Consider the following 20,318-nt stretch of genomic DNA (forward strand, 5'->3'; position numbering starts at 1 on the left):
GCCAGGCCAAGATAACTCAGTTTGCGAAGCAGGGGCAAGCGAGGCACAAACATCAGCGTAATTCATGCTGATTTGTTGCGGCGGAGGCGGTGCCCTTCGCCTCTCCCCGCCTGCGGGGAGAGGCCGGAATTTGCGAGAGCAAATTCCGGGTGAGGGGGACCCTCCGCGAGTCCAGCTGGCAGCTCCCTTGCGGAGACTCCCCCTCACCCCACCCTCTCCCCGCAAGCGGGGCGAGGGAGACGAACAGCTTGCGTCCCTTACTCGCCCACCACAGGAGAACCCCTTCGTGACGTCCATCATGATCGCTGCCCTTGGATTGCTGATGGTCGCCACCGCGTTCCTGTCGGGGCTGTTCGGCATGGCGGGCGGGCTGATCCTGATCGGCGTGCTGCTGGCCTTGATGCCGCTGCCGACCGCGATGGTGCTGCATGCGATCACGCAGATGGCCTCGAATGGCTGGCGCGCGCTGCTGTGGCGCGCGCATATCCGCTGGCGGCCGGTCGCGAACTACATGGTCGGCGCCGCCATCGCGCTGGCGGCCTGGTCGCTCACCCGCTACGTGCCGGACAAGCCGATGGCGCTGCTGATGCTCGGCGCCACGCCGTTCATGGCACGGTTGCTGCCGACCAATATCAAGCCCGATCCGGATCGCCTCTGGCAGGGTAGCGTTTACGGCACGATCTGCATGGGCCTGATGCTGATGACCGGCGTCTCCGGTCCGCTGCTCGACACCTTCTTTCTCGGCGGCGATTTCGGCCGGCGCGAGAAGGTCGCGACCAAGGCGATGTGCCAGCTCGTCAGTCACTTCACCAAGCTGATCTATTTCGGCGGCGTCATCGACCAGCCCGCCACGCTCGATCCCGTGCTCGCGGGCGTCGCGATCGCAGCCTCGATGCTCGGCACCACGCTGGCGCGGCGCATTCTCGAAGCCATGACCGACCAGCAGTTCGTGGCCTGGTCGAACAAGCTGATCTCCACCATCGCCTGCTACTACATCGCCTATGGCGGCTGGCTGCTGGTTCGCACGCCGGTGCTGGCGACTTTCGACAAGGGAGGTTTACAATGAGCGAAACCGCCGATCCGCTGGTGCTGGACTTCGTCGAATGGATCGCGCGCGAGCCGCGCGCCTATGCCGAGGTGATCGCGACCTGGAAGACCTCGTGCCCGCGGCTCACGATCTGGGAGGACGCCGCCGACCGCGGTTTCGTCGCGCGCGAGACGCTGCCCGGCATCGGCCTGATCATCGCGGTGACGGAAGACGGCGAAAGGCTGCTGCGAACCAACGGGCGGTGACGCCACAACGTCATTGCGAGCGCGAGCGAAGCAATCCAGAATGTCTCCGCAGCGGCAGACTGGATTGCGTCGCTGCGCTCGCAATGACGGAACTCCAATATGTCGCTCAAACTCTACGAACTCGTTGGCACCGACGCCTCGCGCCCCTTCAGCCCTTACTGCTGGCGCACGCGGATGGCGCTGGCGCATAAGGGGCTGACGGCGGAATCGCTGCCCTGGCGCTTCACCGAGAAGAGCGAGATCGCGCCTCACGGCTCGGAGAAGGTCCCGGTGCTGTTGCATGATGACAAGCCGGTGGTCGATTCCTGGACGATCGCGAATTATCTCGAAGACCATTTTCCGGATCGCCCATCGCTGTTCGGCGGCGAGGGCGGCCGCGCCATGGCGCGCATGCTGAACGCGTGGGGCGACATCGCCATCATTGGCGGCATCTTTCCGCTGATCATCGCCGACATTCCGAAGAATCTCGCCGAGGTCGATGCCGCCTATTTCCGCAAGTCGCGCGAGGCGCGGTTCGGCAAGCCCCTGGAGGAAGTCCAGGCGAGCCGCGACACCGGAGTCATCGCGTTCCGCAAATCGCTGGAGGTGATGCGGCAGACGTTCAAGACGCAAGCTTATCTCGGCGGCAGCGCGCCGAACTACGCCGACTACATCGTGTTCGGCGGCTTTCAGTGGGCGCGAGTGGTGAGCCCGTTCAGGCTGCTTGAGGCCGATGATCCCGTCTATGCCTGGCGCGAAAAGCTGCTCGATGCCTTCGACGGCATGGCGCGGAAGTCGCCAGGGTTTGCGGTGTAAGCTTCGTAGGGTGGGCAAAGGCGCAACGCGCGGTGCCCGCCATCTCTTCAGATGCAATGAAGGTGGTGGGCACGCTTCGCTTTGCGTACCCTACGATACCGCCGCCGCCTTGCGCAAACACTCCCGGCATAGGCAATCCTCGCCCTTGACCGGCATCGGCAGTCTTGCCGTCTCCTCCGCGCACCAGCAATTGCCCGAGAGGTCGCAGCCGAACTCGGTGCCGCAGCGGGAACAGGCGAGGCGGCGCGGAGCCGGTGGCGTGAGCGTGATTTCTTTCGGATTTGTCATGATTTACGCAAAAGCTTTGCCGTCATTTTCATGTCGGGTTCATCTCCGGCTGCGGTATATTAGGCGCCGCGCACAGAGCAGGGAAGCGGTTGGCACCGCGCGGAGGACAAATCGATGGCCCGCGATTCGCAAGCCGCCCTCGTCGCGCTGAACCGCTTCGGCTTCGGCGCCCGCGGCGGGGCCTCCGGCGATCTCATCAATGCGGCCTCCGATCCGCGCGGCTTCGTGAAGGCTGAACTGGCGCGGCCCTTTGGCGCGCTGCTGGAGGCGCCGGGCCTGCAATCGACGCCGCAACTAGGCCAAGCCGCGTTCGCCTATCAGGACCAGGTCAAGCAGGCGCGCGAGGCGGCGGCGAAGGCCGGCGCGCCGGCTGAATCGCCGCCGCAGGCGCCGGCCGATCAGAAGCTGCGTCGCAATCTCTCGCTGAACACGGTCGCGACCGAGATCGCCGCCGGCCAGATGGCCGAGGCGAAGCCGGCCGACAGTGCGATGAAGCCTGACGGCATGCAGCCCAATGCCGCCGCGCCTGCTGCTGCAAAACCGGCGCAACCGCTCAACGTCATCCAGAAGACCTTTCGCGCCGAAGCGCTGGCGCGCCTGCAGCGCGCGACGCTGGTCGAGTGTGGCTTCACCGAGCGTCTGGTCGTGTTCTGGTCCAATCATTTCTGCATCTCTGCGAACAAGGGCGAGCTGGCGCGGATGTGGGCCGGCGCCTTCGAGCGCGAGGCGATCCGTCCGCACGTGCTCGGGCGCTTTGCCGATATGCTCAAGGCGGTCGAGCAGCATCCGGCGATGCTGTTCTTCCTCGACAACCAGCAATCGCTCGGACCGGATTCGCGCGCAGGCCAGAACCGCAAGCGCGGGCTGAACGAGAACCTCGCGCGCGAGATCATGGAGCTGCATACGCTCGGTGTCGGCGGCGGCTATACGCAGGAGGACGTCACCTCGCTGGCGCGGATCATCACGGGATGGACCTTTGCCGGAAGGCAGGGGCAGCTCGGGGCACCCGGCTCGTTCGTGTTCAACGCCAACGCGCACCAGCCAGGGCCGCAGCTGCTGCTCGGCAAAACCTACGAAGCGATTGGCCTGGCGCAGGGCGAAGCCGCGCTCGGCGACATCGCGCGCCATCTCTCGACCGCGAATTTCATCGCCACCAAGTTCGTCCGGCACTTCGTTGCCGACGATCCGCCGCCCGCGCTCGTTGCACGGTTGCGCGATGTCTTCGTCAGGACCGATGGCGACCTCAAGGCGCTTGCCACGGCGATTGTCGATTCCGACGAAGCCTGGAAGGCGCCGCTGACCAAGATGCGCTCGCCCTATGATTTCGTGATCGCGAGCGGCCGGCTGCTTGCGCGCGTGCCGGAAGATCCCGGCGGTTATCTCGGCAATCTGAACCTGCTCGGCCAGCCCTTGTGGACACCGGCCGGACCGAACGGTTTTCCGGACACGAGCGCCGCGTGGGCCGCGCCCGAAGGCATGAAGCTCCGGCTCGACATCGCTTCGCAGATGGGTGCGCGGCTCGGACCCAACATCGATCCGCTTGATCTTCTTGAATTCGCCGCCGCCGATGCTGCGTCAACCGAAACACGCAAAACCATCGAGCGTGCGGAATCGCGCCAGCAGGCGCTGGCGCTGCTGCTGATGTCGCCGGAACTGCAGAGGAGATGATGATGATCGACTGCGTCGAAAACCGGCTCCTCACCTCGCGCCGCGGACTCTTGCTCGGCGGCGCGTCCTTTGCTGCCTGGGCCTATTTGCCGAAATTCGCGCGCGCGGCCGATGGGCGCGATCCCCGGCTGGTCGTGGTGATCCTGCGCGGCGCGCTTGATGGGCTCGCGACCGTCGCGCCGGTCGGCGACCCCGACTATGCCGGCCTGCACGGCTCGATCGCGCTCGCGGCGGACGGCGCGCATCCCGCGATCATGCTCGATACTTTCTTCGCGCTGCATCCGGCGATGCCGGAATTCGCGCGGATGTATCGCGCGCAACATGCCGCGGTGATCCATGCGGTGGCGACACCCTATCGCGATCGCTCGCATTTCGACGGCCAGGACGTGCTCGAGAGCGGTTATGCCGGCCCGGGCCGGGTGCAGTCCGGTTGGCTCAACCGCGCGCTGGAAGCGCTGCCGCGCGGCGAGCGCGTGTCGAGCGGGCTCGCGGTGGGGCCCACCACGCCGCTGGTTCTGCGCGGCAATGCGCCGACCGTCGGCTGGGCGCCGGTCGCGCTGCCGCAGGCCGACGACGACACCGCGATGCGGCTGGTCGATCTCTACCGTCATCGCGATCCCGCTTTGGCTTCGGCACTGTCGCAAGGCCTCCAGTTGGAAAAGGCCGCGAGCGGCGACGACATGAAGCCGAAGCCCGGCAATGCGGTCGCGCAGATGCGGCAGGTCGCGCGCGGTGCCGCAAAACTGATGGCGGCCGATGACGGTCCGCGCATCGCCGCACTCGCCTTCGACGGCTGGGATACGCATGCCAACGAGGGTGGTCCGGTCGGACGTCTCGCCTTCCTGCTCGGCGGTCTCGACGGTGCGCTCGCCGAATTCGAAAGCGGCCTCGGCGATCGCTGGCGCGACACTGTTGTTGTCGTCGCCACCGAATTCGGCCGTACCGCGCGCATCAACGGCACCGACGGCACCGATCACGGCACAGCGACCGTCGCGCTGCTCGCCGGCGGCGCGGTGAAGGGCGGCCGCGTCATCTCCGACTGGCCCGGCCTCAAGCTCGCCAACCTCTTTGAGGCCCGCGACCTCAAGCCCACCACCGATCTCCGCTCCGTCATCAAGGGCGTGCTGCAGGGCCAGTTCGGCCTGTCGGATCGCGTGCTGGCCGAGACGGTGTTCCCGGATAGCGCAAGCGCAAGGCCGATGAAGGGGCTGGTGGTGTGATTTCGACCTCTCCCCGCTCTTTGCGGGGAGAGGTCGGATTGCGAAGCAATCCGGGTGAGGGGCAGGTCATCGGATACATCTGCGACTTTGTTTGTCGCGAGAAGCGGCTCATCATCGAAGTCGATGGCGGCCAGCACAACGGGTCGGCAGCCGACGCGATCCGGGATGAACGCTTGCGCGAAAAAGGCTATAAGATCCTTCGCTTCTGGAACAACGACGTGCTCGGCAACATTGAGGGCGTTTTGACCATCATTCAAACCGAACTCGCGGAGGCAGCCCCTCACCCCACCCTCTCCCCGTAAGAACGGGGCGAGGGAGCGAGAGAGCGGCGCTTGCCTCACATCAGGAGACCACCCGCATGTACATCGCCATGAACCGCTTCCGGGTCACCAAGGGATCGGAAGCTGCCTTCGAGCAGGTCTGGTTGTCGCGTGACACGCATCTGGACAAGGTGCCGGGCTTCGTCGAATTCCATCTGCTTAAAGGGCCCGAGCTCGAGGACCACACGCTGTATGCCTCGCACACGGTGTGGGCCAATCACACGGCGTTCGAGGCCTGGACCAAGTCGGAGGCGTTTCGCGCCGCGCATCAGCGTGCCGGCGACAACAAGCCGCTCTATCTCGGCCATCCCCAGTTCGAGGGCTTTGAGGTGATGCAGACGGTGGGACACGGCGCCAAATAGCGCCGCGTTTCAAAAGCTCAGCCCTTGGTGATCCCATCGATCTCGGCAAGGTCGTCCGCACTCAGCTGCCAGGCGATCGCCTTGACGTTCTGCTCGACCTGCTCGACGCGGGTGGCGCCTGCGATCACGCTCGAGACCTGCGGGCGCGCGGCGAGCCAGGAGAACGCGAGCTCGAGCATCGAATGGCCGCGCGCCTTCGCAAAGGCCTGGAGCTTCTCGACGATGTCCTCATTGCGCGGCGTGACGTAGCGGTCGCGTAGCGCCGGCGCCTTGCCGAAGCGCGTGTCGGCAGGGGCTGCTGCGCCGCGCTGGTACTTGCCGGTGAGCAAGCCGCTTGCGAGCGGGAAGAACGGCAGCAGGCCGAGCTTGTATTCCTGGGCCGCTGGCAGCAAATCCTTCTCGATGTCGCGGACGACGAGACTGTACTCGTCCTGCGCCGAGACGAAGCGGCCGACGTTCATCGCGCGCGCGGTGAACTCGGCCTCAGCGATGCGCCATGCCGGAAAATTGGAATGGCCGATGTAGCGGACCTTGCCCTGGCGGACGAGATCGTCGAGAGCGCGCAGCGTCTCCTCCAGCGGCGTCAGCGGATCGTAATCATGCTGCTGGTAGAGATCGATGTAATCGGTCTTCAGCCGCGTCAGGCTGGCCTCGACCGCATTCATGATGTAGCGGCGCGAGGCGCCCTGCTTGGTGCCGTCGGCCGCCATCGGCTTGGAAAATTTGGTGGCGAGCACGATGTCCTTGCGGCGGTCGCCGAGCACGGTGCCGAGCACCGTCTCCGAGCCGCCCTGGCCGGCATAGATGTCGGCGGTGTCGAACAGCGTGATGCCGAGATCGATCGCGCGGTGGATCACCTTGCGCGAGGTCTCCAGATCGGTGCGCTGGCCGAAATTGTTGCAGCCGAGTCCGACTGCGGACACGCGCAGGCCGGAGCCGCCGAGATTACGAATTTCCATGGGAGATCCTGTCAGACGAGAGCAGACGCCCATTGTGACCGCGGTGCGACACAGCGGCAAGCGTCTGCCTGCGTTGCAGCCATGCTGAAAGGAACTGCGGACAAAAAAATGCGGCCCCTGTCAGACGCGGCGACTGACGGGGACCGCTTGGGGCGCTTGATCGGTGACGGGGGGCCTGATCAGACGCAGGCGCAACTTAGTCCCGGTGTGTTACGCGCCGGTGACAGGCCGAGTTATCCACAGGGTTGCGACAGCAGGATCAGAAGATCTTGCGATAGACGATGAAGCCGGAGCGTTCCGCGACCTTGTCGTACAGGCTCTGTGCCGTGACGTTGGTCTCGTGCGTCTGCCAGTACACCCGCGGCGATCCCGCGAGCTTGGCGCGCTCATAGACGCCGTCAATCAGCGCCGAGGCGACGCCCTTGCCGCGCGCGGCCTCCAGCGTGAACAGGTCCTGCAGATAGCACGACGGCTCGATCGCGGTGGTGCTGCGATGGAACAGGTAGTGCGTGAGCCCGAGCAGGCGGCCATCGCTTTCGGCGACCAGCGCATGCACCGGCTCGTAGGCATCGAAGAAGCGCTGCCACGTCACCTTGGTTATCTCAGGTGCGAGTGCGGTCGGACCGGAGCGGCCGTAGAAGGCGTTGTAGCCGTCCCACAGCGGCAGCCATTGATCGTAATCCTGTCGAGTGACGGAGCGAATGGTGAGCGACATCTGGAAAATCCACGATCGATGAGGTGTCCTTCATACTGATGAAGGGCGTATCGATCAATTGCGATGTCGCGCATCACTCCGCGACGCGCAAGTACCGGGTCAGCTTCCGCCCTGTGGGATCGCGCAGCGAGCGATAGTAATCGGCGCGCGCCGGCGCGTCGGTGTGGCGCACGAGGTCGGTCACCGGCGTGTAGCTCAGCATGCGGCCGCCGTCGGGCAGTGCGGTGCAGACGAAACGCAGCACCTCGCCATTGCGCAAATTGATATTGATCGGCGTGGCGTCGCCGATCCGCACCATCTCCATGCGCTGCGCGATGAAGGCGCCCAGCTCGTCCTCCGGCAGCTCGAAGGCGCCGGTGTCGCGGCCGTGATACATCAGCGCGATGAAGGGCGGCTTCTCGTCGGCCTTTTCGTCCGGCAGCGCGAAATAATCGCGGAAGGCGCGGTTGATGAATTCGGCGCGGGTCTCGGCATCGAGCAGCACGATGCCGATATCGACCTGGTCGAGCGCTGCCGACAGCCGTGCCGCAGTGGCGTGGTTGTGCCGCTCAGTGGCAAAGGCATCGACCAGACGCTCGCGCATCAGCCCGGTGATGCCTGCTGTGCCGGCGGTCGTCAGCGCGAGCAGGCCGAGTGGCGCGAGATCGGTCAGGTCAAAGCCGGGCGCGGTGCGGTGGCCGAGAGACAGCAGCGCCGCGCCGATTACGGCGATGGCGGCGCTGCCGAGCGCAGACGCAAAGCCCGAGAGCGAGCCGGCCAACGCCACGATGCCAACGAACAGCGGTGCAAGCGACAAAGCGGGAGCGTGACGGTCGAGCAGGATCGCCAGCAGTGCGATCGCTGCCGTCAGCACGGGACCGGAAATGGCACGCCATCCGAACCGCATGGGCCTGGCTCGTTCCTCCCTGAACGAGATAATTCCGCCAGACTGACCGATGGTTGCACAAGCGCAATCCGATTTCGCGCGGTGCGCTTAAGGGGCGCTTGCCTTCGTGCTCAAAGCTTTCGGATGATTTTAGACCAAATGCACATGCATCATGCGCTGCTGCAGCGCGGGCGCATTCCACGTCGACGTCCCCGGGCCCTTGCGGGCGCCGACGACAATCAAAAGCGACACCGCGACCAGGATGGCCGCAGTCAGGGTGATTGCAACGACTACCACAGGCGATTTCATCATTGTCCTGTCGCGATGCCTGTCGGCGCGGGGCCGCGCGGCACCTTGAAGGCTATCCAGGATGAAACGGGGATCAGACCGGCAGGCCCATCGCCATGGTCGCCTTGGTCGACAGCACCGTGAGGGTGACGATCAGACAAAGCGAGAGGGCAGCGACGGCGAGCGAGGCCGCGACTGCGTTGGTTAGCCGGGAAGACGAGACGGTATCGGTTTGGCCCTGAAAGCCGACCGCGCCGGACGCCCGAATCATGGCCTAAATCCTTCAACGTGCGAGCGAATCACCCGCGACGCCGAACAACTTCACAATTTCAGCGGGCAATAATGGGGCGGCAGTTGCACCGAAAGCGGCGGGAATAGGGCAAAGGTTAACGCAGTGCCCGCTATTTCTTAACGTTGCACCGGTTTTCAGGCCTCCGCCGCGATGCTGGCGGAGTCGTCGATCTCGGCGGGGCGCCAGTCCATCGCCACGAAGCCGGGCGCAGCCTCGACGCGCTTCAGCCAGTCCCGGATCGCCGGGAAGGGCGAAAGGTCGAAATCGCAGCGGTCGGCGAGGTGGGTGTAGCCGTACAAGGCGATGTCGGCGACCGTGAGCTGGCGGGCGGCGAAATAGGCGCTGGTCTTGAGGTGGTTCTCCATCACCTGGAGCGCGCCATAGCCGCGCTCCATCCAGTCTTCCAGCGCGTGGGTCTGCAGGTCGCGGCCGCCCTTGACCAGCGACAGCCAGAAATAGGCGGCGCCGATATTGGGCTCGAGCGCGTGCTGCTCGAAGAACATCCATTGCAGCGCCTCGGCGCGATCGATGCGGTTCTCCGGCGCGAGCGGCGTGCCGACGGCGACGTACCACAGGATGGCGTTGGACTCGGCGAGATAGCGATTGTCGCCGACCTCGAGCAGCGGCACCTGTCCTGACGGGTTCTTCGCCAGGAAGTCCGGCGTCTTGCTCTCGCCGCGGAGAATGTCCACCTCGATGGGTTCGTAGGGCACGTTCAACAGCGCCAGCGCAAGGCGGACCTTGTAGCTGTTGCCCGAGCGTTGCATCGAATAGAGCTTGTACATTCTGGGAGTTCGATTCCGAGGGACGGGAAGGTTCGGCGCTTGTTGCCCCGCACCGCGGCTAAACAATGATGCCGATGCGAATCCGCCGCAAGGGCTGGCCCATAGAAAAACTCGAAAACCCTACCGCACTGCAACGCTGCAGAAGATCATGTTCGTGTGACGCTGCAAGTGAGATCACGCTTGCGTCAACATGCACGACGCATCGCTTCGCGCGATCGTGTGCGAGGCGGTGACGGGTCGCGAGCTCGCCACCGGTTGACGATCGGCCGCAGGCCTTGCGCGTCAGCCGGCGGTCAGTCTTGTGGCGCTCGAGCGGCGCAAAATTGCTCCGAGGACAGGCCTTGCCGGATATGAGGGGTTTGCCCGGCAAAGTTGCTGAAAATTGCGGGAAATCGCGCCTTGCAACGCTCCAGACCCGTAAACTTTTCCGGGATCGGGCCGAAGTTTCTTGCGGCGCAGCGGCACACGTTTTAGGGTGTCTCCATTCCCACAATCAGAGTCGTGAGGCCAAAGGGTTCACGACGCTTGTCAGGAGATGACGATGGCCTTCCTTGCTGCTGCGCTCGACCGTGTGAAGCCGTCCGCGACCATCGCGGTCACGGATAAAGCACGCGCGCTGAAAGCGGCGGGCCGCAATGTCATCGGCCTCGGCGCCGGCGAGCCCGACTTCGACACGCCCGCCAACATCAAGCTGGCGGCGATCCGCGCCATCGAATCCGGCAAGACCAAGTACACCGCGGTCGACGGCATCCCCGAGCTGAAGGACGCGATCATCGCGAAATTTCAGCGCGAGAACGGCGTCGTCTACAAGCCGAACCAGATCATCGTCGGCACCGGCGGCAAGCAGGTGCTCTACAACGCGCTGATGGCGACCATCAATCCGGGCGACGAGGTGATCATCCCGGCGCCCTATTGGGTCAGCTATCCCGAGATGGTGGCGCTCGCCGGCGGCGAGCCGGTGCCGGTGGTCTGCACAGCCGCGAGCGGGTTCAAGCTCCGGGCCGAAGCGCTCGAGCGCGCGATCACGCCCAAGACCAAATGGGTCATCCTGTGCTCGCCGTCGAACCCGACCGGCGCGGCTTACACAAAGGCCGAGCTCAAGGCGCTTACCGACGTGCTGGTCAAGCATCCGCATGTGTGGGTGATGACCGACGACATGTACGAGCACCTCGTCTATGACGACTTCCAGTTCACCACCGTCGCGCAGGTCGAGCCCAGCCTCTACGACCGCACGCTCACCGTGAACGGCGTCTCGAAAGCCTATTGCATGACCGGCTGGCGCATCGGCTACGCCGGTGGTCCCGCGCAGCTGATCAAGGCGATGTCGACCATCCAGTCGCAGTCGACATCGAACCCGTCCTCGATCTCGCAATGGGCGTCGGTGGAAGCGCTGAACGGTCCGCAGGACTTCATCGCCGCCAACAACAAGGTGTTCAGGGAGCGTCGCGATCTCGTCGTCTCCATGCTCAACCAGGCCAACGGCATCGAGTGCCCGCGTCCCGAGGGTGCGTTCTACGTCTATCCGTCCTGCGCCGGCACGATCGGCAAGAAGGCGCCGTCGGGCAATGTGATCTCCAACGACGAGCAGTTCGTCACCGAGCTCCTGGAGACCGAAGGCGTCGCCGTGGTGCAGGGTTCGGCCTTCGGCCTCGGCCCGGCGTTCCGCATCTCCTACGCGACCAAGACCTCGGACCTCGAGGACGCCTGCAAGCGCATCCAGCGCTTCTGCGGCAACCTGCGCTAAGCTTGCAGCAACGATGTAACATGAAGGGGCCCGCTCGCTGCGGGCCCTTTTTTTCTTTGTGGCACGCGTGATCTGGCACCACCCCAACTATTGTGGCATAGACCATCGCGCGCCGCTTGCAGGCTGCTTCTCTGCTCGCATCACATTCATAGCCGGAGACATTTCATGCGCCGCTCACTCCTCCTTGCCGGACTCACCATTGCGAGCCTCGTCGCCTCCATCGCGGGCGCCAGCGCGCAGTCGCGGATGGTGCAGGTCGGCGTGCTCGAATGCCGCGGCGGCGCCAGCGTCGGCTTCGTGGTGGGATCGGTGACCAATCTCGGCTGCGTGCTGCGCGCCGACGGTCTGCCCGAAGACCGCTATGTCGCGACGATCCGTAAAGTGGGCATCGACCTCGGCATCACCCAGGAGACGGCGCTCGCCTGGGGCGTGTTCGCGCCGGTCAACCGGCTCGGCCCCGGCGATCTCTCCGGCAATTATGCCGGCGCGCAGGGCAGCGCCTCGGTCGGCGTCGGCCTCGGCGGTAATGCGCTGGTCCGCGGCTCCAACAATTCGATCGCGCTTCAACCGTTGAGCGTGCAGGGCCAGGTCGGCCTCAACGTCGCCGCAGGGCTCGAGAGCCTGGAACTCCGTCCGGGCCGTTAACGCCCGACGACGCTGTCGCGCTTAGCTCTGCCTTCGGGAGAGGTTAAGACACTGACGACGCACCGCAGCGACGTTTGACGCTTGCCAAATCTCGGAGACGGGCAGAGCATCTGCGTTTGCCGACCCAATCATGGGCCGAGCTCCAAACAAGGAGGCGGCGAATGGGACAAGACGTCAGAAGTCCCCGAGGTCCACGGTGCATTGCGCTGGTGGGCCCATTCCAAAGCGGTAAAACCACACTTCTCGAAGCAATCCTGGCGCGAACGGGCGCAATCCCGCGCGCCGGCAGCGTCGACGCCGGAACCTCCGTCGGCGACGCCACGCCTGAGGCCCGTCATCACAAGATGACTGTCGGGCTGACTGCCGTCACCACGAGTTTCATGGGCGACAGCTACACTTTCCTGGATTGTCCCGGTTCCGTCGAGTTCGCCCACGACATGCGCGCCGCGCTTCCCGCGGTCGACGCCGCAATCGTGGTCTGCGAGGCCGACGAGAAGAAGCTGCCGCAGCTTCAGATCATCCTGCGCGAGCTGGAGGAGCTGAAGATCCCGCGCTTCCTGTTCCTCAACAAGATCGACCGCGCCAACAAGCGCATCCGCGAGACGCTCGCGACGCTCCAGCCCGCCTCGCGCGTTCCGCTGGTGCTGCGCCAGATCCCGATCTGGAAGGACGAGTTGATCGAGGGCTTCGTCGATCTTGCGCTCGAGCGCGCGTTCGTCTATCGCGAGCACAAGGCATCCGAAGTGGTTGCGCTCGAAGGCGGCGACCTCGATCGCGAGAAGGAGGCCCGCTTCTCGATGCTGGAGAAGCTCGCCGACCACGACGATGCGCTGATGGAGCAGCTGCTCGAAGACATCCAGCCGCCGCGCGATGCCGTGTTCGACGACCTCGCCCGCGAACTGCGCGAGGGACTGATCTGCCCCGTGCTGCTCGGCGCTGCCGCGCGCGAAAACGGCGTGCTGCGTCTGATGAAGGCGCTGCGCCACGAGGCGCCCGGCATTGCGGAGACCGCAAAGCGTCTCGGCGTGCCCTCCGCCAAGGACGCGCTCGGCTTCGTCTTCAAGACGCTGCACTCGCAGCACGGCGGAAAGCTGTCGCTGACGCGGCTGCTTGCCGGCCATCTCGACGACGGCGCCACGCTGCAATCGTCCTCCGGCGGGGTGAGCCGCATCTCCGGTATCCTCGCCGTCAACGGCGCCTACGACACCAAGCGTGCCGCTGCCGAAGCCGGCGACACCGTGGCGCTCGCCAAGCTCGATCCGGTCAAGACCGGCGACACGGTCTCGAGCGGCAAGACCGCGCCAGCCGCGCTCGCGGCCTCAGAGCCGACGCCGCCGGTGCTCGCGATTTCAGTTGCGGCCACCGACCGCAAGGACGACGTCAAGCTCGGACAGGCGCTGACGCGGCTGCACGAGGAGGATCCCTCCCTCGTCGTCGTGATGAACGCCCAGACCCACGACACCGTGCTGTGGGGACAGGGCGAGATGCACTTACGTGTTGCGAGCGAGCGGCTGCGCGATCGCTTCGGCGTCAAGATCTCCTCGCATCCGCCTGCGATCGGCTACCAGGAGACCATCCGCAAGCCGATCGTCCAGCGTGGTCGCCACAAGAAGCAGTCCGGCGGTCACGGCCAGTTCGGCGATGTCGTGCTCGACATCAGACCGCTGCAGCGCGGCGAGGGCTTCAAGTTCGACGAGAAGGTCGTCGGCGGCGCGGTGCCGCGCAACTATATCGGTGCGGTGGAGGAGGGCGTCGTCGACGGGCTCGCGCGCGGGCCGCTCGGCTTCCCCGTCACCGATCTGCAGGTGACGCTGACGGACGGCTCCTATCACAGCGTCGATTCCTCCGACCTTGCCTTCCGCACGGCGGCGAGGGTCGGGCTCAACGAAGGCCTGCCGCAATGCCAGTCGGTGCTGCTTGAGCCGATCCACGTGGTCGAGATCGTGTGTCCGACCGATGCCACCGCCAAGATCAACGCGATCCTGTCGGCGCGGCGCGGCCAGATTCTCGGCTTCGACACCCGCGACGGCTGGAGCGGCTGGGACTGCGTCCGCGCCATGATGCCGGAAGCCGAGATTGGCGAGCTCATCGTCGAGCTGCGTTCGGCAACCGCAGGCGCCGGCAGCTTCACCCGTCAGTTCGACCACATGGCCGAAGTCACGGGCCGCGCCGCCGACCAGATCATCGCCGCGCATCAGCACGCGGCGTGAGCCAACTCGCGCAGTAAGGGACGCACCGCTTTCTCCTCTCCTCGCCCTTGCGGGGAGAGAGGGGGCCGCGCCCTCTCGACTCGTCATTGCGCAGCGAGAGTACTTGCATTTGGCCTCATATGATATATTTTACATCATTATACATGTGCGAGACATCACTTATAAGCTCTGACACGTGAGGCCAAGGTGATCACGTCGTTCCAGATGCGAGCAGCCCGCGCGCTGCTTGGCATTGACCAGAAAACCCTGGCCGAGCTCGCAGGCGTTTCGCTGCCGACCATCCAGCGGATGGAGGCGAGCACCGGCAACGTTCGCGGCGTGGTCGAGACCCTGATGAAGGTGGTCGAAGCATTCGAGCGGGCCGGCGTCGAGCTGATCGCCGAACACGCGCGCAGCGACGGCGGCGGACGTGGCGTTCGGCTGAAAGAGCCGGGGCCGCCGCGTCGGGTGGGAGCATGATCTTGCGATGATCATGCTCGGATGCAGTCTGAACTAACGCACCGTCGCGCCGGAGCACGCGGCCGCACGATGCATCGGAGCATTGTGGGCATGAGCATCACGGGCGAACACGCAGGCAAGCTGCACCACCTTCGTCAGCCGACCTTTGCCGAACTCTATCTGCCAAAGCTCATCACCGTCTGGCGCGAAGGCTATGGCCTCGCGGATTTCGGCGCCGATGTGTTTGCGGGCCTCACGGTCGCGATCGTCGCGCTGCCGCTGTCGATGGCGATTGCGATCGCATCCGGCGTGACACCGGATCGCGGGCTCTACACTGCGGTTGTCGGCGGCTTCATCGTGTCGCTGCTCGGCGGCAGCCGCTTCCAGATCGGCGGGCCTGCGGGCGCCTTCATCGTACTGGTCGCGGTGACGGCGGAGCGGCATGGCGTCGACGGCGTCATCCTCGCCACCATGATGGCGGGTATAGTGCTGATCGCTGCGGGCCTGCTGCGCATCGGCACCTACATCAAGTTCATCCCCTATCCCGTCACGGTCGGCTTCACCGCCGGTATCGCCGTGATCATCTTTGCGAGCCAGCTGCGCGATCTCTCAGGCATCACGCTCGCGGGGAAAGAGCCGAGCGAGTTCGTGCCGAAGCTCGCCGCGCTGGCGGATGGCCTTCACACCATCAATCCGTCCGCGCTTGGCGTCGCTCTCGTCAGCGTCGCCATCATCGCGGGCTTGCGGCGCTGGCGGCCGTCCTGGCCCGGCATCCTGATCGCGGTCGTGCTGGCGGCGATCGCGACGGCTGCACTGTCGCTGCCAATCGAAACCATAGGCAGTCGTTTCGGCGGCGTCCCGCGTGAATTGCCCTCGCCTGCGTTGCCGGCGTTCTCGCTTGCGAAGGCGAAAGCGGTGCTGCCGGATGCGATCTCGTTTGCGCTGCTCGCGGCCATCGAATCGCTGCTGTCGGCGGTGGTCGCCGACGGCATGACCGGGCGCCGTCACCGCTCCAATTGCGAGCTGGTGGCGCAAGGTGCCGCCAATATCGGCGCGGCACTGTTCGGCGGCATCTGTGTCACCGGCCTGATTGCGCGCACCGCGACCAACATTCGCGCCGGCGCGCGCGGGCCGCTGGTAGGCATGCTGCACTCCGTCTTTCTGCTGCCGTTCATGCTGGTCGCTGCACCGCTCGCGAGCTACATCCCGCTTGCCGCACTTGCCGCCGTGCTGGTCGTGGTGGCCTGGACCATGGCGGAGAAGCAGGAATTCGCGACGCTGCTGCGCTCGTCCTGGGGCGATGCCGTCGTGCTGCTGGCAACCTTCCTGCTCACGATCTTCCGCGATCTGACCAAAGGCATCCTGGTCGGCTTCGCGCTCGGTGCGGTACTGTTCATCCATCGCATGGCGGAGATGACCGGCATCGAGGAGCGCTCGCCGCTGGTCGCGGCCGATCGTCCCGATGACGGCAATGGCGAGCGCGTACCTTACGATCCCGCGCTCGCGGTCGACCGCGACGTCCTGGTCTATCGCATCATCGGCGCGTTCTTCTTTGGTGCTGCGTCTGCGATCGGAGGCGTGCTCGACGGCATTGCCGACAAGCGCAAGGCGCTCGTGGTCGATTTCGCCGCAGTGCCGTTCCTGGACTCCACCGCGGCGAACGTGTTGGGGCGCGTCGCCGCCAAGGCCCAGCGCAAGGGCATCCGGCTATTCATCACCGGGGCTTCGCCCGCGGTCCGCCGCGCGCTGCTGACCCACGGCGTGAGCCCGAAGCGGGCGCGCTATCGCCAGACCATCGAGCGCGCGGTCGTCGATATCAAGGCGGCTCCCGGCGTGACCGAATCCACGGTGCCGTCCCCGCCTGCTTGACAGGACCGGCCGGACGCGAAATGGATCGCCCTCGACACGACCCGAGGGAAAGATGACCGCGCTCAAATCGCCCGCAGCCTGCTTGATCGGATGGCCGGCCGCGCATTCGCGCTCGCCGCTGATCCATCATTACTGGCTGCGCACGCTCGGCATCGCAGGCGGCTATGTCATCGAGGCGGTTCCGCCCGAGAACCTGCGCGATTTCGTGCTGCGGCTGTCACTTCGTGGTTTTGTCGGCGCCAATGTCACCATTCCGCACAAGGTCGGCGTGCTGGAGCTGTCGACCCCCGATGCGCGCGCCAAGGCGATTGGCGCCGCCAACACGCTGTGGTTTGCCGACGGTGAGCTGCGCTCGACCAATACCGACGTCGAAGGCTTTCTCGGCAATCTCGACGCCAGCGCGCCCGGCTGGGACAAGGCGGATGAAGCGCTGGTGCTGGGCGCCGGCGGCTCCTCGCGCGCGGTGGTGTTCGGCCTGCTCGAACGCGGCTTTGGCCGCGTTCATCTCGCCAACCGTACTTTGGCGCGGGCCGAGGCGCTAGCGGCGCAATTCGGGCCGAACGTGCATCCGCTTGTCTGGGACCGGATCAACGACGTCCTGCCGCGCGCAAAACTTCTTGTGAACACGACCTCGCTCGGCATGCACGGCCAGCCTTCACTCGATGTTGATGTGGCGCGGCTGCCGCAAGGGGCCGTCGTCGCCGACCTCGTCTATGTCCCGCTGGTGACGCCGCTGCTCGCGGCAGCCAGGGCCCGCGGGCTCGACACCGCCGACGGGCTCGGCATGCTCCTGCACCAGGCGGTGCGCGGCTTCGAGCTGTGGTTCGGCCGGAGGCCCGAGGTGAGTGCGGAACTGCGCGCGCTGGTCGAGGCCGATCTCACAAAGACTTGAGAGAATAGTGCGCCGTCTCCGGCGTTCACTATCCGTGGGGATAATCGGAGACTGTCATGACGATCCAACGTGCAAATTTCACGCGCCCGCTCATCGCTGTTGCGATGGTGGCTGCTTCCACCCTCGCGGCCGTCGCGCAAAGGGCGCCGGTGCCGACCCGCGTGCGCGGCACGATCGAGCGCGTCGAGGGTGACACTCTGCTGGTCAAGTCGCGCAGCGGCGAGGACGTCAAGCTTCACATCGCTTCCGACCTGCGCGTGGCCGGCGTCACCAAGATTTCGCTGGCCGATATCAAGGTCGGCTCCTTCGTCGGCGCCACCACCGTGCCGGGACCGGACGGTGGCGAGAACGCCGTCGAGGTCCACGTGTTTCCGGAGAGCATGCGCGGCACCGGCGAAGGCTCGCGGCCCTATGACCTCAAGCCCAATTCCAGCATGACCAATGCCACGGTGTCGGAGAGCGTGGTCGGCAACGACGGCCATACGCTGCTGGTGAAGTACAAGGACGGCGAGAAGAAAGTGTTCGTGTCCGATATGACACCGGTGGTGACCTTCGTGCCCGCGGACAAGTCCGAGCTGAAGGCCGGCGCCAAGGTCATCGCCTTCATGAAGCAATTGCCCGACGGCTCGTTCGAGACCAATCGCGTCAATGTCGGCCGTGACGGTATGACCCCGCCGATGTGATCGGAATTCAGGGAATAGCGGCGGTCAGACGGGGTTGCCCTGTCTGATCGCCGCAAACCCTGAAGGGGACCATCATGCCAAGCCTGAACAACTGGATGCCGCGCGCCGTCGCGGCAGCATTCGTCGCCTGTATCGTTACATCATCCATTTCAGCGCAGCAGCAGGCGCCGACCGTGCGCATTCGCGGCACCATCGAGAGCATCGACGGCAACACCCTCGGCATCAAGACGCGCGAGGGCACCGATGTGAAGGTGAAGATGACCGACAACGTCGCCGTCTTCGCGGTGGTGAAGACGCAGCTCTCCGAGATCAAGGAGGGCTCCTATATCGGCGTCACCGCCATGCCCGAGCCCGACGGCACGCAGAAGGCCATTGCCGTCCATATCTTTCCGGAAAACCAGCGCGGCGCCGCTGAAGGCTTCCGCCCCTGGGATGCGCGCGCCAACTCGACCATGACCAACGCCACCGTAGCGCAGACGGTCAAGGGCACCGACGGCCAGAACATCACGGTCAAATACAAGGACGGCGAGAAGAAGGTCGTGGTGCCGCCGGAGACCCCGATCGTCACCTTCGTCGCCAGCGACAAGTCCGAGATCAAGCCCGGCGCCAAGCTGATCATCTTTGGTGCGGCGAAGAAGGATGACGGCACGCTGGAAGCGAACCGGGTCAATGTCGGCCGCGATGGCCTGACGCCGCCGATGTGAGCGACTGAGCGCTGGACTCGCAGGGTGGGCAAAGGCGCACTGGCGCCGTGCCCACCGCTTTCCTGCGTTTCGTAAGAGTTGGTGGGCACGCTTCGCTTTGCGCACCCTACGGCAACTGTTCTAGGGCGCGACCGCAATCACATGATCGTCGATCTCGTCGATCCTGTTGACGCCGCACAGGCCCATGGTCGTGAGCAGCTCCTTCTGGATGATGTCGATCGCCTTGGCGACGCCGGCTTGGCCGCCGGCGCCGAGGCCATACGCATAAGCGCGGCCGATCATGCAAGATTTTGCGCCGAGCGCGAGCGCGCGCATCACGTCCTGGCCGGAGCGGATGCCGCCGTCGAACATGATCTCCATCTTCTCGCCGACGGCGTCGGCGATCTCGGGCAGCACCTCGATCGAGGACGGCGCGCCGTCGAGCTGACGGCCGCCATGGTTGGACACCACCAGCGCCTGCGCGCCGGTCTTGGCCGCTTCCTCGGCGTCCTCGACGTCCAGAATGCCCTTGATGACGAGCTTGCCCGGCCAGATGCTCCGGATCCACTCGACGTCCTTCCAGTTCAGCGAGGTGTCGAACTGCGAGGCGGTCCATTCGGCGAGGCGGTTGAGGTCCTCGGTGTTCTTCACGTGGCCGGCGATGTTGCCGAAGGTGCGGCGCTTGCCCTGCAGCACGCCGGCGACCCAGGCCGGCTTGGTGGCGAAATCGATGAACTTCGACAGCGACCATTCCGGCGGAATGGTCATGCCGTTCTTGATGTCGGCATGGCGCTGGCCGATCACCTGAAGATCGACGGTCAGCACGAGCGCGCTGCACTTCGCCGCGATCGCGCGCTGGACCAGCTCCTTGATGAAGCCGCGGTCCTTCATGACGTAGAGCTGGAACCAGAACGGCTTCTCGACATTGGCCGCGATGTCCTCGATCGAGCAGATCGACATCGTCGATTGCGTGAACGGGATGCCGGCGGCCTGCGCCGCGCGGCAGGCGTGGATCTCGCCGTCGCCATGCTGCATGCCGAGCAGTCCCACGGGCGCCAGGATCAGCGGCATGGTCGAGGGCTCGCCGAGGATCGTGGTCGAGGTGTCGCGCCTGGAGACGTCGACCAGGATGCGCTGGCGGAACTTGATCGCCTGCATGTCCTCGCGATTGGCGCGCAGCGTTTCCTCGGCATAGGAGCCGCGGTCGCAATAGTCGAAGAAGGCCTTCGGCACGCGGCGCTTATGCAGAGCGCGAAGATCGTCGATACAGGTGATGTGCTTCATGAACGTTTCCCCGGCCCGTC

General features: G+C 65.4%; 23 protein-coding genes. 15 read left to right on the forward strand and 8 right to left on the reverse strand.

Annotated elements, in window-relative coordinates; genetic code table 11:
* Nucleotides 1-286: 286 nt before the first annotated feature.
* The 3 genes from FXB38_RS12415 (at nucleotide 287) to FXB38_RS12425 (ending at nucleotide 2,088) form a co-directional block, all read left to right on the forward strand.
* Entirely contained in the window at nucleotides 287-1,066 is a 780-nt protein-coding gene (locus tag FXB38_RS12415) for a sulfite exporter TauE/SafE family protein (protein WP_148751145.1), read from the forward strand.
* Nucleotides 1,063-1,293 (forward strand): hypothetical protein, encoded by a 231-nt coding sequence (locus FXB38_RS12420; protein WP_148751146.1) that lies wholly within the window; start codon nucleotides 1,063-1,065, stop codon nucleotides 1,291-1,293. Before FXB38_RS12415 ends, FXB38_RS12420 begins: the two co-directional genes overlap by 4 nt.
* A gap of 99 nt (nucleotides 1,294-1,392) precedes the next feature.
* Entirely contained in the window at nucleotides 1,393-2,088 is a 696-nt protein-coding gene (locus FXB38_RS12425) for a glutathione S-transferase family protein (RefSeq protein ID WP_148751147.1), read from the forward strand.
* A 90-nt stretch (nucleotides 2,089-2,178) separates the two neighbouring features.
* Here FXB38_RS12425 and FXB38_RS12430 read toward each other — a convergent pair whose 3' ends face one another.
* A complete protein-coding gene (locus tag FXB38_RS12430) occupies nucleotides 2,179-2,376 on the reverse strand; it encodes a cysteine-rich CWC family protein (RefSeq protein WP_148751148.1) in 198 nt (65 codons plus the stop codon).
* 114 nt (nucleotides 2,377-2,490) lie between these two features.
* Here FXB38_RS12430 and FXB38_RS12435 point away from each other — a divergent pair, with 114 nt between their 5' ends.
* Genes FXB38_RS12435 through hmuQ form a run of 4 tightly spaced genes read left to right on the forward strand, consistent with a single transcriptional unit; the run spans nucleotide 2,491 to nucleotide 5,946 of the window.
* Nucleotides 2,491-4,044 (forward strand): DUF1800 domain-containing protein, encoded by a 1,554-nt coding sequence (locus tag FXB38_RS12435; RefSeq protein ID WP_148751149.1) that lies wholly within the window; start codon nucleotides 2,491-2,493, stop codon nucleotides 4,042-4,044.
* Between the two features lie 2 nt (nucleotides 4,045-4,046).
* The gene (locus tag FXB38_RS12440) at nucleotides 4,047-5,264 is read left to right on the forward strand and encodes a DUF1501 domain-containing protein (RefSeq protein WP_187434834.1); all 1,218 of its coding nucleotides are present in this window, start codon (nucleotides 4,047-4,049) and stop codon (nucleotides 5,262-5,264) included.
* Between the two features lie 38 nt (nucleotides 5,265-5,302).
* Complete coding sequence (locus FXB38_RS12445; RefSeq protein ID WP_430640169.1) at nucleotides 5,303-5,566, forward strand: endonuclease domain-containing protein; 264 nt, start codon at nucleotides 5,303-5,305, stop codon at nucleotides 5,564-5,566.
* Nucleotides 5,567-5,622: 56 nt separating this feature from the next.
* Nucleotides 5,623-5,946, forward strand: a complete 324-nt coding sequence (hmuQ, locus tag FXB38_RS12450) for a heme-degrading protein HmuQ (RefSeq protein ID WP_148751151.1) — start codon at nucleotides 5,623-5,625, stop codon at nucleotides 5,944-5,946.
* A 17-nt stretch (nucleotides 5,947-5,963) separates the two neighbouring features.
* Here the strand turns inward: hmuQ and FXB38_RS12455 are convergent, their stop codons facing one another.
* The 6 genes from FXB38_RS12455 to FXB38_RS12475 form a co-directional block, all read right to left on the reverse strand.
* Nucleotides 5,964-6,905, reverse strand: coding sequence for an aldo/keto reductase (locus tag FXB38_RS12455; RefSeq protein WP_148751152.1), 942 nt, complete (start codon nucleotides 6,903-6,905; stop codon nucleotides 5,964-5,966).
* A gap of 259 nt (nucleotides 6,906-7,164) precedes the next feature.
* On the reverse strand, nucleotides 7,165-7,620 hold the full coding sequence (locus FXB38_RS12460) for a GNAT family N-acetyltransferase (protein ID WP_148751153.1): 456 nt from the start codon (nucleotides 7,618-7,620) through the stop codon (nucleotides 7,165-7,167).
* 73 nt (nucleotides 7,621-7,693) lie between these two features.
* Nucleotides 7,694-8,506 carry a PAS-domain containing protein gene (locus FXB38_RS12465; protein ID WP_148751154.1) on the reverse strand — a complete coding sequence of 271 codons (813 nt, stop codon included), beginning with the start codon at nucleotides 8,504-8,506 and terminating at the stop codon, nucleotides 7,694-7,696.
* A gap of 129 nt (nucleotides 8,507-8,635) precedes the next feature.
* The gene (locus tag FXB38_RS12470) at nucleotides 8,636-8,797 is read right to left on the reverse strand and encodes a hypothetical protein (RefSeq protein WP_187434836.1); all 162 of its coding nucleotides are present in this window, start codon (nucleotides 8,795-8,797) and stop codon (nucleotides 8,636-8,638) included.
* 70 nt (nucleotides 8,798-8,867) lie between these two features.
* Nucleotides 8,868-9,044: a hypothetical protein gene (locus tag FXB38_RS42680; RefSeq protein ID WP_187434828.1), complete on the reverse strand. Its 177-nt coding sequence runs from the start codon at nucleotides 9,042-9,044 to the stop codon at nucleotides 8,868-8,870.
* A gap of 155 nt (nucleotides 9,045-9,199) precedes the next feature.
* Nucleotides 9,200-9,850 (reverse strand): glutathione S-transferase family protein, encoded by a 651-nt coding sequence (locus tag FXB38_RS12475; RefSeq protein ID WP_148751155.1) that lies wholly within the window; start codon nucleotides 9,848-9,850, stop codon nucleotides 9,200-9,202.
* Nucleotides 9,851-10,391: 541 nt separating this feature from the next.
* Here FXB38_RS12475 and FXB38_RS12485 point away from each other — a divergent pair.
* The 8 genes from FXB38_RS12485 (at nucleotide 10,392) to FXB38_RS12520 (ending at nucleotide 19,035) form a co-directional block, all read left to right on the forward strand.
* Complete coding sequence (locus FXB38_RS12485; RefSeq protein WP_148751156.1) at nucleotides 10,392-11,594, forward strand: pyridoxal phosphate-dependent aminotransferase; 1,203 nt, start codon at nucleotides 10,392-10,394, stop codon at nucleotides 11,592-11,594.
* A gap of 165 nt (nucleotides 11,595-11,759) precedes the next feature.
* Nucleotides 11,760-12,239 carry a DUF992 domain-containing protein gene (locus tag FXB38_RS12490; protein WP_148751157.1) on the forward strand — a complete coding sequence of 160 codons (480 nt, stop codon included), beginning with the start codon at nucleotides 11,760-11,762 and terminating at the stop codon, nucleotides 12,237-12,239.
* 161 nt (nucleotides 12,240-12,400) lie between these two features.
* Nucleotides 12,401-14,449: an elongation factor G gene (locus tag FXB38_RS12495; protein WP_148751158.1), complete on the forward strand. Its 2,049-nt coding sequence runs from the start codon at nucleotides 12,401-12,403 to the stop codon at nucleotides 14,447-14,449.
* A gap of 186 nt (nucleotides 14,450-14,635) precedes the next feature.
* Nucleotides 14,636-14,908, forward strand: a complete 273-nt coding sequence (locus tag FXB38_RS12500; protein WP_148751159.1) for a helix-turn-helix domain-containing protein — start codon at nucleotides 14,636-14,638, stop codon at nucleotides 14,906-14,908.
* Between the two features lie 90 nt (nucleotides 14,909-14,998).
* Nucleotides 14,999-16,756 carry a SulP family inorganic anion transporter gene (locus FXB38_RS12505; protein ID WP_148751160.1) on the forward strand — a complete coding sequence of 586 codons (1,758 nt, stop codon included), beginning with the start codon at nucleotides 14,999-15,001 and terminating at the stop codon, nucleotides 16,754-16,756.
* 52 nt (nucleotides 16,757-16,808) lie between these two features.
* Entirely contained in the window at nucleotides 16,809-17,648 is an 840-nt protein-coding gene (locus tag FXB38_RS12510; RefSeq protein ID WP_148751161.1) for a shikimate dehydrogenase, read from the forward strand.
* Between the two features lie 56 nt (nucleotides 17,649-17,704).
* Entirely contained in the window at nucleotides 17,705-18,331 is a 627-nt protein-coding gene (locus tag FXB38_RS12515) for a hypothetical protein (RefSeq protein WP_148751162.1), read from the forward strand.
* A 74-nt stretch (nucleotides 18,332-18,405) separates the two neighbouring features.
* Nucleotides 18,406-19,035 carry a single stranded DNA-binding domain-containing protein gene (locus FXB38_RS12520; RefSeq protein WP_148751163.1) on the forward strand — a complete coding sequence of 210 codons (630 nt, stop codon included), beginning with the start codon at nucleotides 18,406-18,408 and terminating at the stop codon, nucleotides 19,033-19,035.
* A 120-nt stretch (nucleotides 19,036-19,155) separates the two neighbouring features.
* Here the strand turns inward: FXB38_RS12520 and FXB38_RS12525 are convergent, their stop codons facing one another.
* Nucleotides 19,156-20,298 carry an alpha-hydroxy acid oxidase gene (locus tag FXB38_RS12525; RefSeq protein WP_148751164.1) on the reverse strand — a complete coding sequence of 381 codons (1,143 nt, stop codon included), beginning with the start codon at nucleotides 20,296-20,298 and terminating at the stop codon, nucleotides 19,156-19,158.
* Nucleotides 20,299-20,318: the final 20 nt, after the last annotated feature.

Origin of the sequence: Bradyrhizobium cytisi (assembly GCF_008123515.1) — a bacterium.
Lineage (GTDB): Bacteria > Pseudomonadota > Alphaproteobacteria > Rhizobiales > Xanthobacteraceae > Bradyrhizobium > Bradyrhizobium cytisi.